The following is a 19270-nucleotide window of genomic DNA, read 5'->3' as shown; positions in this document are numbered from 1 at the left end:
ACTCCGGGGCGGCCGGGGCCCGCCGCCGACCAGAATCGGGCGGGTGAGCCAGTGAAACGGAGCCCGCCGCGTGGTGGCGGCTCCTCCAGGGCCCGCGGACCCGGGAGCCCCCACGGCCAGACCCCGCGCTCATCCGACCACCCAACTCCAGTCAGTCGAGCCCGACGGCGCCGGCTCACGGCCGAGCGGTCCACCCCCAGGACGGGTCAGGCGCCCGCGGTGAGGCACTGACGTGAGCGGAGATCACAGCATGAGTACGTCCTACACGGAAGTCATCGAGGCACTGCGGGCGTCGCTCCAGGAGAACGAGCAGCTGCGCAGGCAGAACGAAGAGCTGGTCGCGATGGCGCGGGAACCCATCGCCGTGGTCTCCATGAGCTGCCGCTACCCCGGGGGCATCGACTCGCCCGAGGCGCTGTGGCGCTTCATCGCCGACGAGGGCGACGCCGTCGCGGGCTTCCCCGAGAACCGCGGCTGGGACCTGGGCACCGACTACACGCGGGAGGCCGCGTTCCTCGCCGACGCCGACCAGTTCGACGCCGGGTTCTTCGCCATCTCGCCCCGCGAGGCGCTCGCCATGGACCCCCAGCAGCGGCTGCTGCTCGAGGTCGCCTGGGAGACCGTGGAACGGGCCCGCATCGTCCCCTCCGCGCTCAAGAACGGGCTCACCGGCGTCTACATGGGCTCCACCGCCCCCATGTACGGGCACGACCGCAGCGGGGACGCGGAGGGCCAGGACGGCCATCTCCTCACCGGCAGCTCGGCGTTCGCCATCGCGGGCCGCGTCTCCTACACGTTCGGCCTCCAGGGCCCCTCCGTCACCATCGACACCGCGTGCTCCTCCTCGCTCGTCGCCATCCACCAGGCCGTGCAGGCCCTGCGCGCCGGGGAGTGCACGCTGGCGCTCGCGGGCGGCACGGCGATCGTGGCGACCCCGGAGATGTTCCTCGGCTTCGAGGCGCACGACGTGCTGTCGTTCAGCGGCCGCTGCCGCGCGTTCGCCGCCGCCGCCGACGGCATCGCGTTCTCCGAGGGCGTCGGCGTCCTCCTGCTCGAACGCCTCTCCGACGCCCGGCGCAACGGCCACCCGGTGCTCGCCGTCATCCGCGGCACATCCGTCAACCAGGACGGCGCGAGCAACGGCATGACCGCCCCCAACGGGCCCGCCCAGGCCAAGGTGATCCAACAGGCCCTGGCGAACGCCCGGTTGACCGCCGAGCAGGTCGACGCCGTCGAGGCGCACGGCACCGGCACCACCCTGGGCGACCCCATCGAGGCCCACGCCCTGATGGCCACCTACGGCAGGCGCCCCGACGACGGGCCGCCGCTGTGGCTCGGCTCGGTGAAGTCCAACCTCGGCCACTCCATGGCCGCCGCGGGCGTCGCGGGCGTCATCAAGATGGTCATGGCCATGCGCCACGGCGTGCTGCCCAAGACCCTGCACGTCGACGAGCCGTCCCCGCACATCGACTGGTCGGCGGGCCATGTCGACCTGCTCACCGAGGCCAGGCCCTGGCCCGAGCTCGGCCGACCGCGGCGGTCGGCCGTCTCGTCGTTCGGCATCAGCGGCACCAACGCCCATCTGATCCTGGAGGAGCCCCCGACCCCCGCGTCGGCCGCCGCGGGCGAGCGCGCGCCCGACGACCACGCCGCGGGCCCCCTGCCGTTCGTGCTCGCCGCCCGCACCCCCGCCGCGCTGCGCGACCAGGCCGCGCGGCTGCTCGCCCATGTCGAGGAGCGGCCCGAACTGCCGCTCGCCGACGTGGCCCTGTCCCTCGCCACCACCAGGACGGCGTTCACCGAGCAGCGGGCCGCCGTGGTCGCCGAGGGGCGCGACGCGCTGCTCGCCGGGCTGCGGTCGCTCGCCGACGGCGCGGCGCCGCCCGAGGGCGCCGCCGTCGCCACGGGCGCGGTCACCGCCGAGGGCAAGACGGTCTTCGTCTTCCCAGGGCAGGGCGCGCAGTGGGCCGGGATGGCCGTGCGGCTCCTGACGTCGTCGCCCGCGTTCGCCGACCGCTTCGCCGAGGCCGCGGCCGCCGTCGAGGCGCACACCGACTGGTCCGTCGAAGAGGTGCTGCGCGGCGCCGAGGGGGCGCCCGACCTCCAGCGCGTCGACGTCGTGCAGCCCACGCTGTTCGTCGTCATGGTCGCCCTCGCCGAGCTGTGGCGCGTCCAAGGGGTCGTGCCCGACGCGGTCGTGGGCCACTCGCAGGGCGAGATCGCCGCCGCCGTGGTCGCGGGCGCCCTCACCCTCGCCGACGGGGCCAGGATCGTCGCGCTGCGCAGCCAGGTCATCCGCGACCGGCTCGCGGGCCAGGGCGGCATGGCCTCCCTGGCGCAGAGCCGCGATGAGACCCTCGCCCGCATCGAGCCCTGGGCCGACCGCCTCGCCGTCGCCGCCGCCAACGGGGGCAACTCCACCGTCGTCGCGGGCGACCCCGCCGCCCTCGACGCCCTGACGGCCGCGTGCGAGGCCGACGGCGTGCGCATCCGCCGCATCCCCGTGGACTACGCCTCGCACTCCCCGCAGGTCGACTCCATCCGCGACGAACTCCTCGGCCTCCTGGCCGACATCGCCCCGACGGCCTCCGCCATCCCGTTCCACTCCACCGTGGACACCGCGGACACCGCGGACGGCGCGGAGGGCGGCCCGATCGACACCACGGGCCTCGACGCGGCCTACTGGACGCGCAACCTGCGGGAGACCGTCGAGTTCGAGGGCGCCGTGCGGGGCCTGCGCGCCGCGGGTCACACCCTGTTCGTCGAGATCAGCCCGCACCCCGTCCTCACCATGGCCGTCGAGGAGACCACCGACACGGCCGTCGCCACCGTCGGCACCCTGCGCCGCGACCAGGGCGGTGCCGACCGCTTCCTCACGTCGCTCGCCGAGGCGTGGACGCGCGGCGCGCCCGTGGACTGGATCGGCGTGCTCGACGCCGCGGGCGCCGAAGCGCGCCCCGCCGACCTGCCCACCTACGCGTTCCAACGCCGCGGCTACTGGCTCAAGCCCGCCGCCCCCGCCGCCGAGGCCCGGCGCGCCGAGGCGGGCGACGCGACGGACGCGGCGTTCTGGGAGGCGGTCGAGAACGGCGACCTCGGCGCGTTCACCGAGGGCCCCGCCCTCGACGACAGCCGCCCGCTGCGCGACCTGCTGCCCGCGCTCGCCGCGTGGCGGCGCGCGAGCCGCGACCGCGCCGCCCTCGACTCCTGGCGCCACACCGTCGCCTGGAAGCCGCTGGCCACCGCGGCGCCCGCCAGGCCCACCGGGTCATGGCTCGTCGTCGTCCCCACCGGGGGCGACGCCGAGGCGATCGCCGCCGTCACCGGCGCCCTGCGCGGCGACGGCACCGACACCGTGGTCCTCGACCTCGACCCCACGGCCGTCGAACGCGCCACGCTGGCCGCCACGTTGGCCGACCTCGCGGGCTCGGCGACCGACTTCGCCGGCGTCGTCTCCCTGCTCGCCCTGGGCGGCGACGGCGCGCTCGCCGCCACCATGACGCTCACCCAGGCGCTCTCCGACGCGGGCCTGACCGCGCGCCTGTGGTGCGTCACCCGGGGCGCCGTCGCCGTGGGCGCCGCCGACCCGCCCGCCGACCCGGAAGGCGCCGAGCTGTGGGGCCTCGGCCGGGTCGCCGCGCTCGAGTACCCGTTCCTGTGGGGCGGCCTGGTCGACCTGCCCGCCACCCCCGACGAGCGGAGCCCCGCCCGCCTGGCCACCGTGCTGGCCGGGATCGGCGACGAGGACCAGGTCGCCGTGCGCGCCTCGGGCGCCTACGGGCGGCGGCTCGTCCCCGCGCCGCTCGCCGACCGCGCCCCCACCCACGACTGGCGGCCCTCGGGAACCGTGCTGATCACCGGCGGCACCGGCAGGCTCGGCGCGGGCCTGGCCCGCTGGGCCGCCGCGCAGGGCGCCGAGCACGTCCTGCTCACCGGGCGGCGCGGCGCCGAGGCCCCCGGCGCGGCCGAACTGGCCGCCGAGATCGAGGAGTCGGGCACCCGGGTGACCGTCGCCGCGTGCGACGTCGCGGACCGCGAGCAGCTGGCCGCGCTCCTCGCGGGCGTGCCGGACGACGCCCCGCTGACCGCCGTCATCCACGCCGCGGGCTCCACCGAGGGCCTGGTGTTCGACGCCATGACCCCCGATGACCTGGAGCGCATCCGCGCCGCCAAGGTGTACGGCGCCCAGCACCTCGACGCGCTGCTCGCCGACCGCGACCTGGCCGCGTTCGTGCTGTTCTCGTCGCACACCGGCGTGCTCGGCGGCGGCCACCAGGGCGCCTACTCGGCCGCCAACGCCCGCCTCGCCGCGCTCGCCGAGCGCCGCCGCGCCCGCGGCCTGCGCGCGACATGCGTCGCGTGGGGCGTGTGGGGCGGCGAAGGCATCGCCTATGACGAGGCGTTCACCGCGCACATGCGCCGCCGCGGCGTGCTCGAGATGGACCCGCGCGTCGCCAACGAGGCGATGGCGCAGGCCGTGCGGCACGACGAGACGTCCGTCGCCGTGACGCGGGTCGACTGGCCGCTGTTCGCCGCCAGCTTCACCGCCGAACGCCCCAGCCCGCTGCTGTCCGACCTGCCCGCGATCCGGCGCGCGGAGGCCGAGGCCGCCGAAAGGCCCGCGCCCGAGCCCGAGTCGGGCGAGGCGCCGTCCGCGCTGGTCTCCCGCCTGACGGGCGCGTCGCCCGCGGGTCAGGAGTCGATCCTGATCGACCTGGTCGCCGCCGAGGCCGCCGCCGTCCTCGGGCACACCTCGCCCGAGGAGATCGGCCCCCACCGGCTGTTCCGCGACCTCGGGTTCGACTCGCTCACCATCACCGACCTGCGCCGCAGGCTCGCCGAGGCCACCGGGCTCGCGCTCCCCGCCTCGCTCGTCTTCGACCACCCCAACCCCGCGTCGCTCGCCGCCTTCCTGCGCGGCGAGCTCCTCGGCGGGCCGCACGGCGCCGACGCCGCCTCGCCCGCCGCGGAACGCGCGCCCGCCGCCGTCACGCCCGAGGACGACCCCGTGGTGATCGTCGGCATGAGCTGCCGCCTCGCCGGGGGCGTGGAGAGCCCCGAGCAGTTCTGGGACGCGCTCGTCGAGGGCCGCGACCTGGTGGGCCCCCCGCCCGCCGACCGCGGCTGGGACAACCTGCCGGACGACGAGGACGACCTCCCGATGGGCAACGCGGTCCGCCGCATCCACGAGGCCGGACTCATCGGCGGCATCACGGAGTTCGACCCCGCGTTCTTCGGCATCAGCCCGGACGAGGCCGTCGTGATGGACCCCCAGCAGCGCATCCTGCTCGAGGTCGCGTGGGAGGCGTTCGAACGGGCGGGCATCGACCCGCGCGCCCTCGCCGACGAGGAGGTCGGCGTCTACACCGGCATCGGCTACCAGGGCTTCGTCCCCTCCAGGGTCCCCGAGGCCAGCGAGCCCTACCTGGGCGCCAGCGGGGCCCCCGCGTTCGCCTCGGGGCGCCTCGCCTACGCGCTCGACCTCAACGGGCCCACCGTCACGATCGACACCGGCTGTTCGTCGTCCGCCGTCTCGCTGCACCTGGCCACCCAGGCCGTGCTGCGCGGCGAGTGCTCGGTGGCGCTCGCGGGCGGCATCGCGGTGCTCGCCCAGCCGTTCGCGTGGCACCAGCTCACCGGCGGCTCGGCCGCCGACGGCCGCTGCAAGCCGTACGACGACAACGCCGACGGGCCTGGCTGGGGCGAGGGCGCCAGCATGGTCGCCGTCGAACGCCTCTCCCGCGCCCGCCGCCTCGGCCACCCGGTGCTCGCCGTCATCCGCGGCTCGGCCATCAACCACAAGGGCACGAGCAACGGCCTCACCGCGCCCAACGCCAAGTCGCAACAGCAGCTCATCCAGCGGGTGCTGGCCGAGGCGGGCCTGACCGGCGACCAGATCCACGCCGTCGAGGGCCATGGCACCGGCACCCAGCTCGGCGACGCCGTCGAGGTCGAGGCGCTCCAGGCCACCTACGGCAGGGGCCGCCCCGCCGACGGGCCGCTGCGCCTGAGCACCGCCAAGTCCCACATCGGCCACCCGCAGAACGCGTCGGGCGTCGTGGGCGTCATCAAGACCATCCTGTCGATGCGGCACGGGCTGCTGCCCGCCATGCTGCACACCTCGACGCCCGTCTCCCAGGTCGACTGGTCGCAAGGCACCGTGCGGCTCGTCACCGAGCACGAGCCCTGGGAGCGGGGCGCCGCGCCGCGCAGGGCGGGCGTCTCGTCGTTCGGCGCGAGCGGCACTCAGGTGCACCTCATCCTGGAGGAGCCCCCGGGCGAACCGCCCTTCGGCGCCGGGCCTTCGGGCGAGCCCGTGGCCGCCGCGCACGCGGGCGACACCCTGCCCTTCCCGCTCTCCGCCCGCTCCGCGGCGGGGCTGCGCGCCCAGGCGGGGCGGCTGCGCGAGCACCTGGCCGCGCACCCCGAGCTCGCCCAGGCCGACATCGCCCACTCCCTGGCCACGGGGCGCGCCACGTTCGAGCACCGCGCGCTGATCACCGCCGCCGACCGCGCCGAACTCCTCGACGCGCTCGCCGTGTTGGAGGGGGAGTGGGAACGGGACGAGCCCGCCGCCCACGTCCTCACCTGCCCCGAGCCCTCCACCGGCAGGGTCCGCACGGCGCTGCTCTTCACCGGCGCCCCCGGCGGCTCGACCGACGCGCTGTACAAGGCGTTCCCGCCGTTCGCCGAGGCGTGGGACACCGTCCGCGCGCACCTCGACGTGCGGCTGCCCGCCCCGACGCCGCAGGCCGACGCGTTCGCGCGCGAGGTGGCGCTGACGCGGCTCTACGAGAGCTGGGGCGCCGAGGCCGAGGAGTACCTGTTCCACGGCGCGGGGGCGCTGGCCGCCGCGCACGCCGCGGGCCGCCTGTCCCTCGAGGACGCCGCGGCGCTGCTGGCCGCCGCGCACGCCGGGCCGGACGGTGCCGAGCCCGAGCTGCGCGCCGCGCTCGCCCGGGTGACCTTCACCGGCGGCAGGCCGCTGCGGGAGGCGGGCACCGGCGAGGCGGTCGGCGCGGAGCGGCTGACCGACCCCGCGCACTGGCTGGCCCGCCCCGAGGCGCCCACGAGCCAGGCCCCCGGCACGATCACGCTGACCGCCACCACGGTGGCCGCGGCGCTCGCCGCGCTGGCCGCGCCGTATGTGCGCGGCGCGTCCGCCGACTGGGGCGCCGTCCTGGCCGGGACGGGCGCCAGGCGCGTGGACCTGCCGACCTACGCGTTCCAGCGTGGGCGCTACTGGCTGGGCGAGATCACGCCCCCGTACGACGGGCGTGACTACCTGCACCTGGCCGCGTTCCCTTCCGAAGTCACCAGGAGGAAGTTGATGCTCGACGAGCAGAAGCGCAAGGACATCGTGCTGCACTACTTCGAGACGCTCAACGCGGGGAAGCTCGACGACATCGTGGCGCTCTTCTCGGACGACGCCGTCGTGCAGGACCCCGTCGGGCACGACCCGCACAGCGGGCCCGCCGCGGTGCGCAAGTACTACGAGAACGTCCTCGCCCACGACCTCACCGTCCACGAGGTCGGCGACCCGTCCGCGGCGATGGACGGCAAACAGATCGCGATCCCCGCGGCCGCCACGTCGCTCAACCCCCTCGAGCCGCGCAGCGGCGCCCGCGTGGAGGTGCGGGCCCTCGACGTCTTCTCGGTCAACGCCGAGGGGCTCATCGAAAGCCTCCAGGTCTTCTGGGGGTTGAGCGACATGCGCCCCGTGAAGGACTGACGTCCGGCGTCAGGCGCCGCGCGGCCCGTGGTCCGCGTCGCCACCGGCTGTGCCCGTGGCCGCCGTTCGCACGGGCACAGCCTTCCGTTTGCGGAATCTGCCAGCATCCAACCAACGGATCTTTTAACCTTGGGCAAGGTGACGGGGAGCGGAGTGTGGCATGCAGATGTCAAGCAGCCTGATGACCGAGCGCGACCACGAACTGAATGCCATTGACGGAGCGGTGAAGGCGTGCCGGGACGGAGAAGGTCAGCTCCTCGTCATAGAGGGCGCCCCAGGACTCGGGAAATCCTCGCTCCTCGCGACCCTGCTTGACCGCGCGACGGAGAACGAGTTCTTCGTCCTCCACGCCCAGAGCAACGAATACGAGAGCGGATTCCCGTACGGCGCCGTCCATCAACTCTTCGACAACTGGCTGAACTCCGCGACGCCCGAAGTGCGCCGCCGCGTGCTGCGCGGCCCCGCGGCGTTCGCCGCCCCGTTGTTCGACTTCGGCGGAAACGGATCGTCCGCTTCCGAGGACCAGCGCCATCACAGCCTTCTCTACGGCCTGTACTGGATGTGCGTCCACATCGCCGAGTACCGCCCCGTGGCGCTCCTGCTCGACGACAGCGGGTGGATCGACACCCCGTCGCTGCGCTTCCTCCACTACCTCGCGGCCCGGCTCGCCGACCGGCGCATCCTGCTCGCGATGACCACCGACCCGGCCGAGAGCGGCCACCAGGCCGAGATCACCCGGGCCATCGTCTCCCGCCCCTCCGCCCAGCTCCTGCGGCTCGACCCGCTGAGCGAGGAGGGCGTGTGGGAGCACGTGACCCGCGCGCTCGGCGAGGAGCGCGGCGGCACGCTCGCCACCGCGTGCCACCGGGCCACCGGCGGGATCCCGTTCTTCCTCAACGAGCTGCTCGGCGAGCTCGCCCAGGTCGGGCACAAGGAGGACATCGCCCCCGCGCGGGTCTTCGACCTGGCCCCCTCCAAGGTCGTGCACCACGTGCTGCGCAGGCTCGCGCCCCTGCCGCCGTCGGCCGTGCGGCTCATCGAGGCGATGGCCGTGCTCGGCACCGAGGCCGACCTGATGTACGCCATCGACGTGTCGGGGCTCGACCAGCCCACGGCCGCCGAGGCGTTGGGCGTGCTGGCGGACATCGGCCTGCTCCACCCGCAGACCCCGCCGCGTTTCATCCACCCCATCGTCCGCACCGCCGTCTACCGGAACCTTGCGGTCAGCGTCCGCCGCGCCGCCCACGCCAGGGCCGCCGAGGTGCTGGTCGCGGCGGCCGCCCCGGCCCAGGAGATCGCCGACCACCTGGTGCGCGCCCCCACCGCGGGGAGCGAGGAGGCCGTCGCCGTGCTGCGCGAGGCGGCGGCCAAGTCGGCCGCCGACGGCGACGACGCCGCGGCCGTGGCCTATCTGAGCCGCGCGCTCCAGGAGCCGCCGGGGCACGAGGAGTTGCGGCAGCTGCTCATCGACCTGGGCAGGGCCGAGCTGCGCGTCCACAGGTCCGAGGCCCAGGAGCACCTCTCCCGGGCCTTACGCCTGAGCACCGACCCCGACGAACGGGCGCGCATCGGCCTCGACCTGTTCATGGCCCTGGTCCTCGAGTGCCGCCACGAGCGGGCGACCGCCCTGCTCGAGGAGCTGCGCGAGGAGAGCGGCCCCACGGGCGAGGGGGAGTGCACGATGCTCGACATCGCCCTGCTCAGCACCGCCCACCGCGCCGCCGAGCTGAGACCGGCCGCCTCCCGGCGGCTGCGGCGTCTCGAGGCCGGTCTCGCGGCCAACCCCGGGCTGCGGCCCATGCTCACCGCCGAGCGGGCCGTCGAGGCGCTGCGGCGCGGGGAGCCCGCCGCCGTGGTCGTCGCCCTGGCCGAGGACGTCGTCAGGACCATCCCGGGGGACGGGATCGCCCTTCCCGAGCACGACCTGGGCGCCCACTCGTGGTGCCTGACCGCCCTCGCCCTCGCCTACTGCGACCGGCTCGCCGACGCCGAGCGCCTGCTCACGCTCATCGTCGAGGCGGCCCAGCAGCGCGGCATGGCGCTGGCCATCGACGCCGCCTACTCGCTGCGGGCCTGGGTCCGTTGCCGGCGCGGGCGGCTCGACGAGGCGCGGAACGACGCGCAGAAGGTCCTCGACAGGACCAGACGGGTGGCCGGCTCGGCCATCGCGTACGCCGTGGCGGCCATGACCGAAGTCCTCACCGCCCGCCACGAGTTCGCCGCCGCCGAGGCCGTGCTCCAGCGCTACGACCGGGGCGCGCTGCTGCGTTGGCCCATCCTGCACACCTCGATCATGTTCGCCAGGGGGCGGCTGCGCATCGCCTCGGGGCAGCTGGACGCGGGCATCGAGGAGATCCTCAGCGCGTGCCGGGTGATGGAGGAGTGGCACCTGGACAACCCCACCCTGCTGCCCGCGGCCGAGGCGGCGATCGCCAAGGTCCGCGCGGGCCGGGCGGAGGAGGCGGCGTTCGAGAGCGAGCAATGGGTGCCGACGGCGCGGGCGTTCGGGGCGCCCCGCGTCGTGGCCGCCGTGCTGCGCGCCTCGGCCGCCGCCGCGCCCGAGGGCGAGGGCATCGACCGGCTCGAGGAGGCGGTCGACATCCTGGCGCGCAGCGACGCGCGCCTCGAACACGCCGTCGCGCTCATCGAGCTCGGCACCGCGCTGCGCCGCCAGGGCCTGCTGACCCAGGCCAGGCAGCGGCTGACCACCGGGATGAAGGCGGCGCAGGGGTGCGGCGCCTGGGGCCCGATGAAGGTGGCCAAGGCGGAGCTCTCGGCCATGGGGGTCCGCGTCCGCGTCACCGACGCCACAGGGGCGTGCAGTCTGACGGACCAGGAGCGGAGGGTGGCCGTGCTCGCATCGGAGGGGAAACGAAACCGTGATATAGCCCACACGCTCTTTGTCACGATCAAGACCGTGGAATGGCACTTGAACAGAGTCTACCGAAAGCTGGGCATAAGCTCGCGGGAGGAGTTGGCGAAAGTGCTCGCCAAAGAGTCGGCCGAGTCGGGGTGATCGGAATCGCCGAGGCGATTGCCTCCACGTGAACTGGCCAAGACGTTTCTGTGACGCTCCTCGGCCCGGTGGGCCGTCCGCCACGGCATATTGCCGGGGCCCACCCGCCGAAGTGAGTCGCACGTTCCTGAAATAGGCGGGTTGGGCTAGTCTTGACCGCGTCTTGAACATCACCGCTTGGGTGTGACCTGCCCAATGCGGCGCGCGGACCGGCAATCCCGGATCGCGTTATCCGCTGCTGTGAAGTCCCTTGTCCGGCCATCTGTGACCGGGCCTGACGAGGGTTCAAAAGTGCGTGATTGTCCGGAAATGGGGGACTTTTTTTGATGTACGCCTATGCGACGCCGAGGCCGCATTCCACGGCCCCGGCCGATTTCCGCCCCACGGTGGAGCGTCGCACCCAGCTGTCCTATCTCCGCGCGATGGTGCGGGCCTGCCGGAACGGAAGCGGCGGCCTCGTCCTGGTGGAAGGGACATTCGGCACGGGAAAGACCTCACTCCTCAAGGCCGTTCGCGAGCAGGCCGTCTCGGAAGGCTTCACGACGCTCCAGGCATGTGGTGACCAGCTGGAGTCGACGTTCCGTCACGGAGTGGTGCGTCAGCTCTTCGAGCAGTGGCTCGCCCGCGTCGGCACCGACCGGCGCGACGCCGCGCTCTCGGGCCCCGCCGCCTCCGCCGCCCCGCTCTTCGGCTACGGCGACGAGGGACCCGCCCACGAGACGGAGGCCGCCCAGGAGGAGGCGATCGTCGACGGCCTCTGTCACCTGCTCGTCAACGTCTCCGAGGGCAAGCCCCTGCTCGTCCTGCTCGACGACCTCCAGTGGGTCGACGCCCCGTCGCTGCGCTTCCTCGAGAGCCTGCGCGGCAGGCTCGGCCCCTACCGCATCCTCGTGTGCGCCGCGGCGGTCCCCTCCCACCGCGGCGGGGAGAGCGGCGTCGCCCGCGCCCTCCTCGACCCGCACGCCCCGAACAGAGTGCACATCGGCGCCCTCAGCAGGGACGGCGTCCGCGAGTACGTGTCCGCCGCGCTCAGCGTTCCGCTCAACGCCGAGTCGGTCCTGGCCTGTTACGAGGCCACCGCCGGGAATCCGTTCTTCCTCAACGAGCTGGTCGACGAGCTGAGGGCGCGGCCCGGGGCCGACGGCGTCGACCGGCCCGACCTCATCGCCCGCATCGGGCCCCGGACGATATCCCGCGTCGTCCAGGGCTGGATCGAGCACATATCCGGGCCAGGCGCGCGCGGCGCCCTCGCGCTCGCCCGCACCCTGGCCGTCTTCGGCTCGTCGGGGGACCTTCCCCAGCTCGCCGAGACCGCGGAGCTCACCCTCGCCGAGGCCACCGAGGCCGCCGAAGCCCTCGTCGACGCGGGCCTCGTGGAGCCCGACGCCCCGCTGCGGTACATCGCGCCCATCGTCCGCAACGCCGTCTACGAGCACCTGCCCCAGACCTTCCGCTACCGCGCCCACTACTCCGCCGCCCAGACGCTCATCGCGGGCGGCGCCCCGGCCGAGCAGGTCGCGGACCACCTGCTGCACACGCCCCCGTCCAAGGACAGCCGGGTGGGCGAGACCCTCATCGCCGCGGGTCGACGCTCCCTGCTGAACGGCGACTTCCCGCTCGCCGCCACCCTCTACCGCCGCGCCCTGCTCGAAACGGTGTCCGATGACGCGCGTTGCTCCCTGCTCGCCGGGCTCGGCGAGGCCGAGCTGCGGACCGGCGACCCCCGGGCCACCCAGCACCTGAGAGACGCCCTCGACCTGGCCGACGACCCGGCCGAGCGGGCCTCCATCGCCCTCAACCTCAGCGGCGCGCTCACCGCCCACGCGCGCTACGAGGAGGCGATGGGCGTGCTCAACGCCGCGCACCGCGAGGTCGGCGAGCGCCCCGGCTCGCTCGTGCCCCGCCTGCGCTCCGAGATGACGAAGCTGTCGCAGATCCTGCCGCCCGCGCAGGAGGCGTTCACCCGGCTCGAGGGCCAGGGGCCCGCCTCCAGGAGCGGCGAGCGCGCCCGACGGGCGCTCGCCGCGCTCATCACCGGCGCGACGGCCGCCCACGTCCTGCGGCTGTGCGACGAGGCGCTGCTCGCCGGAGTCTCGGTCACCGACGAGCACGACGGCGGCGAGGCGGCCTGGTGCGTCGCGATGTGCCTGCTGTGCTGCGGCCGGATCACCGAGGCGGGCAGCATCCTGGACAACGCCATCCACGAGGCGGAGGTGCTGCGTTCGAGCCAGGCGTCCGACGACCTCAGGGCGCTGCGCGCCTATGTCAACCTCAACCGGGGCATGCTCTCCGAGGCCGACACCGACGCCACCGCGACCCTGGAGCGGACGACGGGCGACCTCGGGCGCCTCTCGGTGGGGCGGCCCTTCGCCATCCTCGCCCTGATCGACCTGCTGGTCCTGCGCAACCAGGTGGACACGGCCGCGGAGGCGTACCAACGGCACGCCGCCTCGCTCGACATGCCGCGCCGGACGCTGTTCCTGCCGCTCATGGTGGCCCGTGGCCGCCTCTTCGTCGCGCAGGGGGACACCGAGGCGGGCGTGGCCGACTTCCTGCGCACGCGCGAGCTGCTCGACGAGTGGGGCGCGCGCTGCTGCGCGCTCAATCCCGCGCCGCGCGCCGTGCACGGCCTGGCCGACCTCGGCCGGTTCGACGAGGCGCGGTCCATGGGCGCCGCGCACCTGGCCACGGCGCGGGCGTTCGGCGCCGACCACATCACGGGGGTGGCGCTCGGCGCCTACGCGCGTACGCTCCCCGCGGCCCAGGCGATCGAGGCGCTCGAGGAGGCCGTGTCGATGCTCGCCGCGGCGGGCACGCCGGGCCTCGAGGCCAACGAGCTGGTGCGGCTCGGCACCAGGCTGCGGGACGCGGGCTACGCCACCCAGGCGCGGCGGCGGTTCCGCGCGGCCGACGAGATCGCCGACGGGATCGGCGCGTTGGCGACCAGCAGGGAGGCGCGCAGGAAGCTCGCGAGCCTGGGCGTGCGCGTCCGGGAGACCCCGCGCGCCGGTATGCCCGGGCTCACGCCGCGCGAGATGCGCGTCTCGGTGCTCGCGGCGGACGGCAAGCGGAACAGAGAGATCGCCAACATCCTGTTCGTCACGGTGAAGACGGTGGAGTGGCACCTCAGCCAGGTCTACCGGAAGCTCGGCATCGCCTCCCGCGACCAGCTGCCCGAGGCGCTCGCGCGCTGCTGACCCCGGATCCCCCTCCGACCCCCACCGCCCCGCGGCGGCGCCTCGTTCGACGGGCGCCGCCGCGGTCGCGTTGTGCCACGCCCCGCGCCCCTGGCGTGCCCCCCCACGGGGAACCGCGCGGCCCGGACGTGGGGTTCCGGGCCGCGCGGGGGTGGGGAGGGCGTCGTGGGTCAGCAGTAGAGGTTGCCGCCGGGGGCGACGCCCAGGATGCCGGTGAACTGCTGGTAGCGGCTCACCCTGCTCTGCACGGTGCCGGGGTTGCGCCCGTCGCACTCGAGCGAGCCGTTGATGGCGCGGATCGTGTGGCCGAAGCCCGCCTGGTTCACCATCGCGTTGTGCGGCGTCATGGTGCCGGGCCCGCTCTGGGTGTTCCAGTACCACAGCCCCGTGGACCAGGCCACGGCCGACTCGCGCTCCACGCGCCAGGGGTTGTTCAGCAGGTCCATGCCCAGCGCGTCACCCGCGGCCTTGTAGTTGAAGTTCCAGCTGAGCTGGATCGGGCCACGCCCGTAGTACGCCGCCTGACCGGCCGGGCAGCCGTAGGGCTGGCCCCAGTCGCAGTAGTTCGGGTAGTTGGCCTGGTTCTGCTCGACGATGTGGACCAGGCCGCCGGTCTCGTGGTGGACGTTGGCGAGGAACGCCGCCGCCTCCTGCCTGCGCACGGTCTCGCTGCCGGTGTTGGCGAAGCCGGGGTAGGAGTTGAGCGCCTGGACGAGGCCGCTGTAGGTGTAGAAGGGGTTCCTGTTCGGGAACATCTGGTTGAACTGGGCCTCGCTCACCACGAACGCCGCGGGGTTCGGGTTGCCGCCCCCGCCGGGCGCCGACCACTTCTGGTTCGACGCGCCGGTGCAGGTCCACAGCTGGAGCCGCGTCCCGTTGGCCGTGCTGCGGTCGCGCACGTCGAGGCACTTGTCGGCCTGCGGGTTCACGATGTCGTCGGCACCGGTGACCACCCACCGCTGGTTCGGGCTGCCGGTGCAGTCCCACAGCTGGATGGGCGTGCCGTCGGTGCGCCCTCCGCTGGTGACGTCGAGGCACTTGCCCAGCGCGCGGATGGTGCCGTCGCCGCCGACGTTCCAGTGCTGGGCGCCGGTGCCGTTGCAGTCGTAGAGCTGCACGGGCGTGCCGTTGGCGTTGTTCGCCGCCGCCACGTCGACGCACTTGCCGCCGAGGCCGCGGATCGGGCCCTCGGCGGCGTGCGCGGGCGGTGCGACGAACAGGGTGGCGAAGATCGCCGCGAGCGCGACGATGACCGCCGAACGTCCGAGCGGAAGACGTTTCAGGAAGCTGATGGACATGGTGAGTTGTCCCCTTCGCATCAAAGGGCGCCTGTGAGGTGAGGAACGGTGATCAGCGCGCGCCGAGCGTTGCCTCGTTCAGAAGAGCGTTCATAACAGCGTTCATGACAATCCGCTCGGCGGAGGAGCATGCGGGGCCGTGGGGGAGCAGGGGGTGGCGCGAACCGGTCCAAGGTCTAGACCATGTCCGCGTCATGTCTAGACCATGGCAGCCGCCGGTGACGCCGTCAATACAGGAGCCGTTCCGGTACCGCGATTTTGTAGCGTGGGCGCGGTCGCGGCTGCGGCCTCGGCCGTGGCCGATGAACGAGAGATGGGGTGATCGCCCATGGCGGTCGAGATCGTGGACGTCCCCGAGGCGCGGCGCTTCGAGGCGCGGCTCACCGGCCAGGACGGCCGGGGCGAAGGGGAGGGGGCGAAGGTCGCGGGCTTCGCGGAGTATCTGCGCACCCCGGAGTTGATCGTCTTCCTCCACACCGAGGTGGATCCGGCCCACGAGGGCCAGGGCATCGGCTCGACGCTCGCGCGCGTGTCGCTCGACGCCGCGCGCGAGGCGGGGCTGCGGGTGCTGGCCACCTGCCCGTTCTACGCGGGCTGGATCGGGCACCACCCCGAGTACGCCGACCTCCTCTACCAGAGCAGGAGCAGGGTGGCGGACTGACACGTGGGTCGCCCGGGGCGCGCGTTGGGCCGTTGCGCGCTCCCCGGGCGGGCGGCTGGCGAGCCTTGTTGCGCGGCGGCGGGGTGCCTGCGACTCTTTCGCGTCGTCGCACGCGCCCACAGGCAGGAGGCCGGAACATGACCGCCGTGCACCACAGGACGGACATGGTGAACGGGCAGCGGATCTTCTACCGGGAGGCCGGGCCTTCCGGGGCTCCCGTGATCCTGCTGCTCCATGGATTCCCCACCAGCTCGCACATGTTCCGGCATCTCATCCCGGAACTCGCCGACCGCTACCGCGTCATCGCCTCCGACCACCTCGGCTTCGGATATTCCGGCATGCCCACGGTCGATGAGTTCGACTACGGATTCGAGGCGCTGACCGACCTCACCGAGGGCCTGCTCGACCGCCTCGGCGTGGAGCGTTTCTCCCTGTATGTCCAGGACTACGGCGCCCCCATCGGCTGGCGCCTGGCCCTCAGGGCGCCCGAGCGCGTCACGGCGATCGTCTCCCAGAACGGCAACGCCTACGAGGAGGGATTCGTCCAGGAGTTCTGGGCCGGCCTCAATTCCTATGCCGCGGACCCCTCCCCGGCGAACGAGACGGCCGCGCGCCAGGCGTTCACCGAGGACGAGATCCGCTGGCAGTACCTCAACGGCGTCGACGACCCGAGCCTGGTGAGCCCCGACACCTGGAAGCACGATCTCGGCCTGCTCGCCAGGCCGGGCAACGACCTCGTCCAGCTCGCGCTCTTCCGCGACTACGCGACGAACATCGCCCTCTATCCGCGGGTCCAGGAGTACTTCCGCACCAGCCGCGTCCCGCTGCTCGCGGTGTGGGGCGCCCACGACGGGATCTTCGGACCCGAAGGGGCCAGGGCGTTCCGGCGCGACCTGCCCGACGCCGAGGTGCACCTCCTGCCGACCGGGCACTTCGCGCTGGAGAGCCACCTCGACGCCGTCGCGGGCTACATGCGCGGCTTCCTCGGCCGCGTCCTCGACCAGCCGGTCCTCAGCGCCGCGTGAGGGACGGGGCCCTGGCGGCGCGGCCCGGTCAGGACGGCCACCAGGGGCTCCGTTCCCGCAGTGCCGCCTGGGCCCGCGAGACCAGCCCGGGGTAGGACTTGCCCGGGTACCAGGGCGCGGTCTCGATGTCGGCGAAGCCCGGCAGCCCGGCCAGCGTCGCCGCGAGCCGCTCGCGGGCCCCCGGGTCGGGCAACGCGCCGCGCATCGCCCGCACGTTCTCCTCCAGGTGCTCGGGGCGCGAGGTCGCGGGCAGCGCGCAGGTGACCGCCGGGTGCGCGACGACCCACTTCAGGAACAGCTCGGCCCAGCTGTCGATCCCCAGCTCAAGGGCCTCGTCGGGCAGCGGCCTGTCGCCGACCACCGCGTGCAGACGCCCCTTCTCCAGCGGCATGTTGACCATCACGGCCGTGCCGTGGTCGGCCGCGGCGGGCAGCACCCTCCGCTCGGCGTCGCGCGTGCGGATCGAGTACCGGACCTGGAGGGAGTCGAGGGCGCCGCGCTCGACCCAGTCGGCGAGCAGGTCGAAGTAGGCGGTGTCGTGGTGGGTCACCCCGAGGTGGCGGATGCGGCCCTCCTTCCGCCAGGCGTGCAGCAGCGGCAGGACGACGTCGACGTTGACCAGGTTGTGGCACGTCACGACGGACAGCGGGCGGTCGCGGGAGAGCCGCTCCATCGAGCGCTCCAGTGAGCGCAGCGCGTGGCTGTCGTCCCACAGGTACTCGCCCGTGGACCAGATCTTGTTGGTGAGGAAGACGTCATCGGCGGCCCCGGCGATGGCCCAGCCGGTGTTCGCCTCGGCGGCGCCGTAGAGCGGCGAGGTGTCGATCACCGCGCCCCCGGCCCGCAGGAAGCGCCGCACGATGTCGCGGAGGTGGCCGCGGGGGGCGCCGGGCAGGGTGTCGAAGGTCATGAACGTGCCGAGCCCGATCACCGGGATCCGCTCCCCGCTGGCCGGGAACCGCCTGGTGATCAACGCGCCCGCGCCGCGGCCCCCCGCCCCCGACGCGGCGGCCGAGCCGGTCGCGCCGAGGGCCAGGGCCCCGGCTCCGGCGGCCGCGGCGAGGCCACCCGCCGCGAGCAGGTGGCGGCGCGAGGCGCCCGACGTTCCGTCACCGTCCGTCTCAGACATGTTTTTTCGCTCTCTTCTCCGGCGAATGCTCTGCGAGCAAGGGCGTTGAGAGCGTTTCCCGGTCACTTCCGAAACGAACAGTCCCTTTATGTCACCCGACATACCCTCAGGGCATGGCCGTCGATCTGAGACTGATGCGGTACGTGATCGCGATCGCGGACACCGGGAGCTTCCAGGCCGCCGCCGCGCGGCTGCACATGAGCCAGCCCCCGCTCAGCCGCCAGATCGGCGCGCTCGAGCGGGAGTTGGGGCTCGCCCTCTTCCTGCGCAGGCCCACGCGGCTCACCGCGGCGGGCGAGGTCTTCGTGGCCGAGGCGCGCGACGTGCTGCACCACGCCGAGCGCGCCGTGGCCCGCACCCGGCAGGCCGCCCGCGCGGCGGGCGGCGCGGTCCGCGTCGCCTACGGCCCGAGCGTCGCCCACGCCGAGCTGCCGCAGCTGATAGCCGCCCTGGCCCGGCGCCACCCGGCGATCCGCGTGGCCACCAGGGAGACCTGGGACGCCGAGCTGCCCGCCGCCCTGGCCGACGGCGCGTTCGACCTGGCCATCGGCCGGTATCCGCCCGTGCCCGACGGCTGGGTCGCCGAGGTGCTGCGGGAGGAGGAGTGCGTCGTCGTGGTGCGTGCCGGGCACCGGCTGGCCGCGCGCCCCGCCGTGGCGCTGTCCGAGCTGCGCGGCGAGACGTTCCGCTTCCTGGCCAGGGAGCTCGCGCCCGGCTATGTGGACGCGGTGCTCGGCGCCCTGCGCGCGACGGGCGAGACGTTCCCCGTCTGGGAGAATCCCGTGCCCGGGCTGCGCCACCACCGGGAGATCCTACGCGGCGGCTTCATGCTGCTGCCCCGCTCCGTCGCCGAGCACCTGCTGCCCACCGCCGCCCACCTGCCGGTCAGCGACCCGTTGCCCCGCGTCCCGCTCGCCCTCGTCCGCCCGCGCGGCAGCGCCCCGCCCGCGGTCGCCGCGCTGGTCCGCACCGCCAGGGAGCTGGCGGCCAGGGAGGGCTGGCTCGCCCCCGCCGCCGCGCCCGCCCCCACCGCCGGGTGACCCGTTCGCTCGCCAGGGCCGCGCCGGGCCCCGTGCGCTACCCTGTCGGCATGCGTGCCGTACGCCTTCTGCTTACGCAGCCGCGCTGACGAACGTCAGGACGACGTCAGCGTGGCTACCCCTCCTTGTGCGAGGGGTTTTTTCATGGCGTGGCGGATGACGACCGATGGAG

Annotated in this window: 8 protein-coding genes; 6 read left to right on the top strand and 2 right to left on the bottom strand. The window is 74.1% G+C overall.

What is annotated here, in order from left to right; translation table 11 throughout:
• Positions 1-250: 250 nt before the first annotated feature.
• The 3 genes from D7318_RS07510 (at position 251) to D7318_RS07500 (ending at position 13945) form a co-directional block, all read left to right on the top strand.
• Complete coding sequence (locus D7318_RS07510; protein WP_120696064.1) at positions 251-7732, top strand: type I polyketide synthase; 7482 nt, start codon at positions 251-253, stop codon at positions 7730-7732.
• Between the two features lie 160 nt (positions 7733-7892).
• Complete coding sequence (locus D7318_RS07505) at positions 7893-10748, top strand: helix-turn-helix transcriptional regulator (RefSeq protein WP_230423477.1); 2856 nt, start codon at positions 7893-7895, stop codon at positions 10746-10748.
• 386 nt (positions 10749-11134) lie between these two features.
• Positions 11135-13945: a helix-turn-helix transcriptional regulator gene (locus tag D7318_RS07500; protein WP_183091264.1), complete on the top strand. Its 2811-nt coding sequence runs from the start codon at positions 11135-11137 to the stop codon at positions 13943-13945.
• Positions 13946-14115: 170 nt separating this feature from the next.
• Here the strand turns inward: D7318_RS07500 and D7318_RS07495 are convergent, their stop codons facing one another.
• Complete coding sequence (locus tag D7318_RS07495) at positions 14116-15243, bottom strand: glycoside hydrolase family 19 protein (protein WP_120696061.1); 1128 nt, start codon at positions 15241-15243, stop codon at positions 14116-14118.
• Between the two features lie 328 nt (positions 15244-15571).
• Here D7318_RS07495 and D7318_RS07490 point away from each other — a divergent pair, with 328 nt between their 5' ends.
• Positions 15572-15904, top strand: coding sequence for a GNAT family N-acetyltransferase (locus D7318_RS07490; protein ID WP_120696060.1), 333 nt, complete (start codon positions 15572-15574; stop codon positions 15902-15904).
• Between the two features lie 137 nt (positions 15905-16041).
• The gene (locus D7318_RS07485; protein ID WP_120696059.1) at positions 16042-16929 is read left to right on the top strand and encodes an alpha/beta fold hydrolase; all 888 of its coding nucleotides are present in this window, start codon (positions 16042-16044) and stop codon (positions 16927-16929) included.
• Positions 16930-16957: 28 nt separating this feature from the next.
• On the opposite strand, the gene D7318_RS07480 is transcribed toward D7318_RS07485, so the two are convergent.
• Complete coding sequence (locus D7318_RS07480; protein ID WP_120696058.1) at positions 16958-18058, bottom strand: aldo/keto reductase; 1101 nt, start codon at positions 18056-18058, stop codon at positions 16958-16960.
• Between the two features lie 113 nt (positions 18059-18171).
• Between D7318_RS07480 and D7318_RS07475 the strand changes: the two genes are divergently transcribed.
• Positions 18172-19098, top strand: coding sequence for a LysR family transcriptional regulator (locus D7318_RS07475; protein ID WP_120696057.1), 927 nt, complete (start codon positions 18172-18174; stop codon positions 19096-19098).
• Positions 19099-19270 lie beyond the last annotated feature (172 nt).

Source organism: Streptomyces radicis, assembly GCF_003626575.1.
Taxonomy (GTDB): domain Bacteria; phylum Actinomycetota; class Actinomycetes; order Streptomycetales; family Streptomycetaceae; genus Streptomyces; species Streptomyces radicis.
The sequence above is the reverse complement of the archived record's forward strand: the minus strand, read 5'-3'. Positions and strand labels throughout refer to the sequence as shown.

Bases quoted from the DNA above. Each gene is read 5' to 3' on its own strand.
- D7318_RS07510 (WP_120696064.1), top strand. From the start codon at position 251: ATGAGTACGTCCTACACGGAAGTCATCGAGGCACTGCGGGCGTCGCTC.
- D7318_RS07495 (WP_120696061.1), bottom strand. From the start codon at position 15,243: ATGTCCATCAGCTTCCTGAAACGTCTTCCGCTCGGACGTTCGGCGGTC.
- D7318_RS07480 (WP_120696058.1), bottom strand. From the start codon at position 18,058: ATGTCTGAGACGGACGGTGACGGAACGTCGGGCGCCTCGCGCCGCCAC.
- D7318_RS07490 (WP_120696060.1), top strand. From the start codon at position 15,572: ATGGCGGTCGAGATCGTGGACGTCCCCGAGGCGCGGCGCTTCGAGGCG.
- D7318_RS07475 (WP_120696057.1), top strand. From the start codon at position 18,172: ATGGCCGTCGATCTGAGACTGATGCGGTACGTGATCGCGATCGCGGAC.
- D7318_RS07505 (WP_230423477.1), top strand. From the start codon at position 7,893: ATGCAGATGTCAAGCAGCCTGATGACCGAGCGCGACCACGAACTGAAT.
- D7318_RS07485 (WP_120696059.1), top strand. From the start codon at position 16,042: ATGACCGCCGTGCACCACAGGACGGACATGGTGAACGGGCAGCGGATC.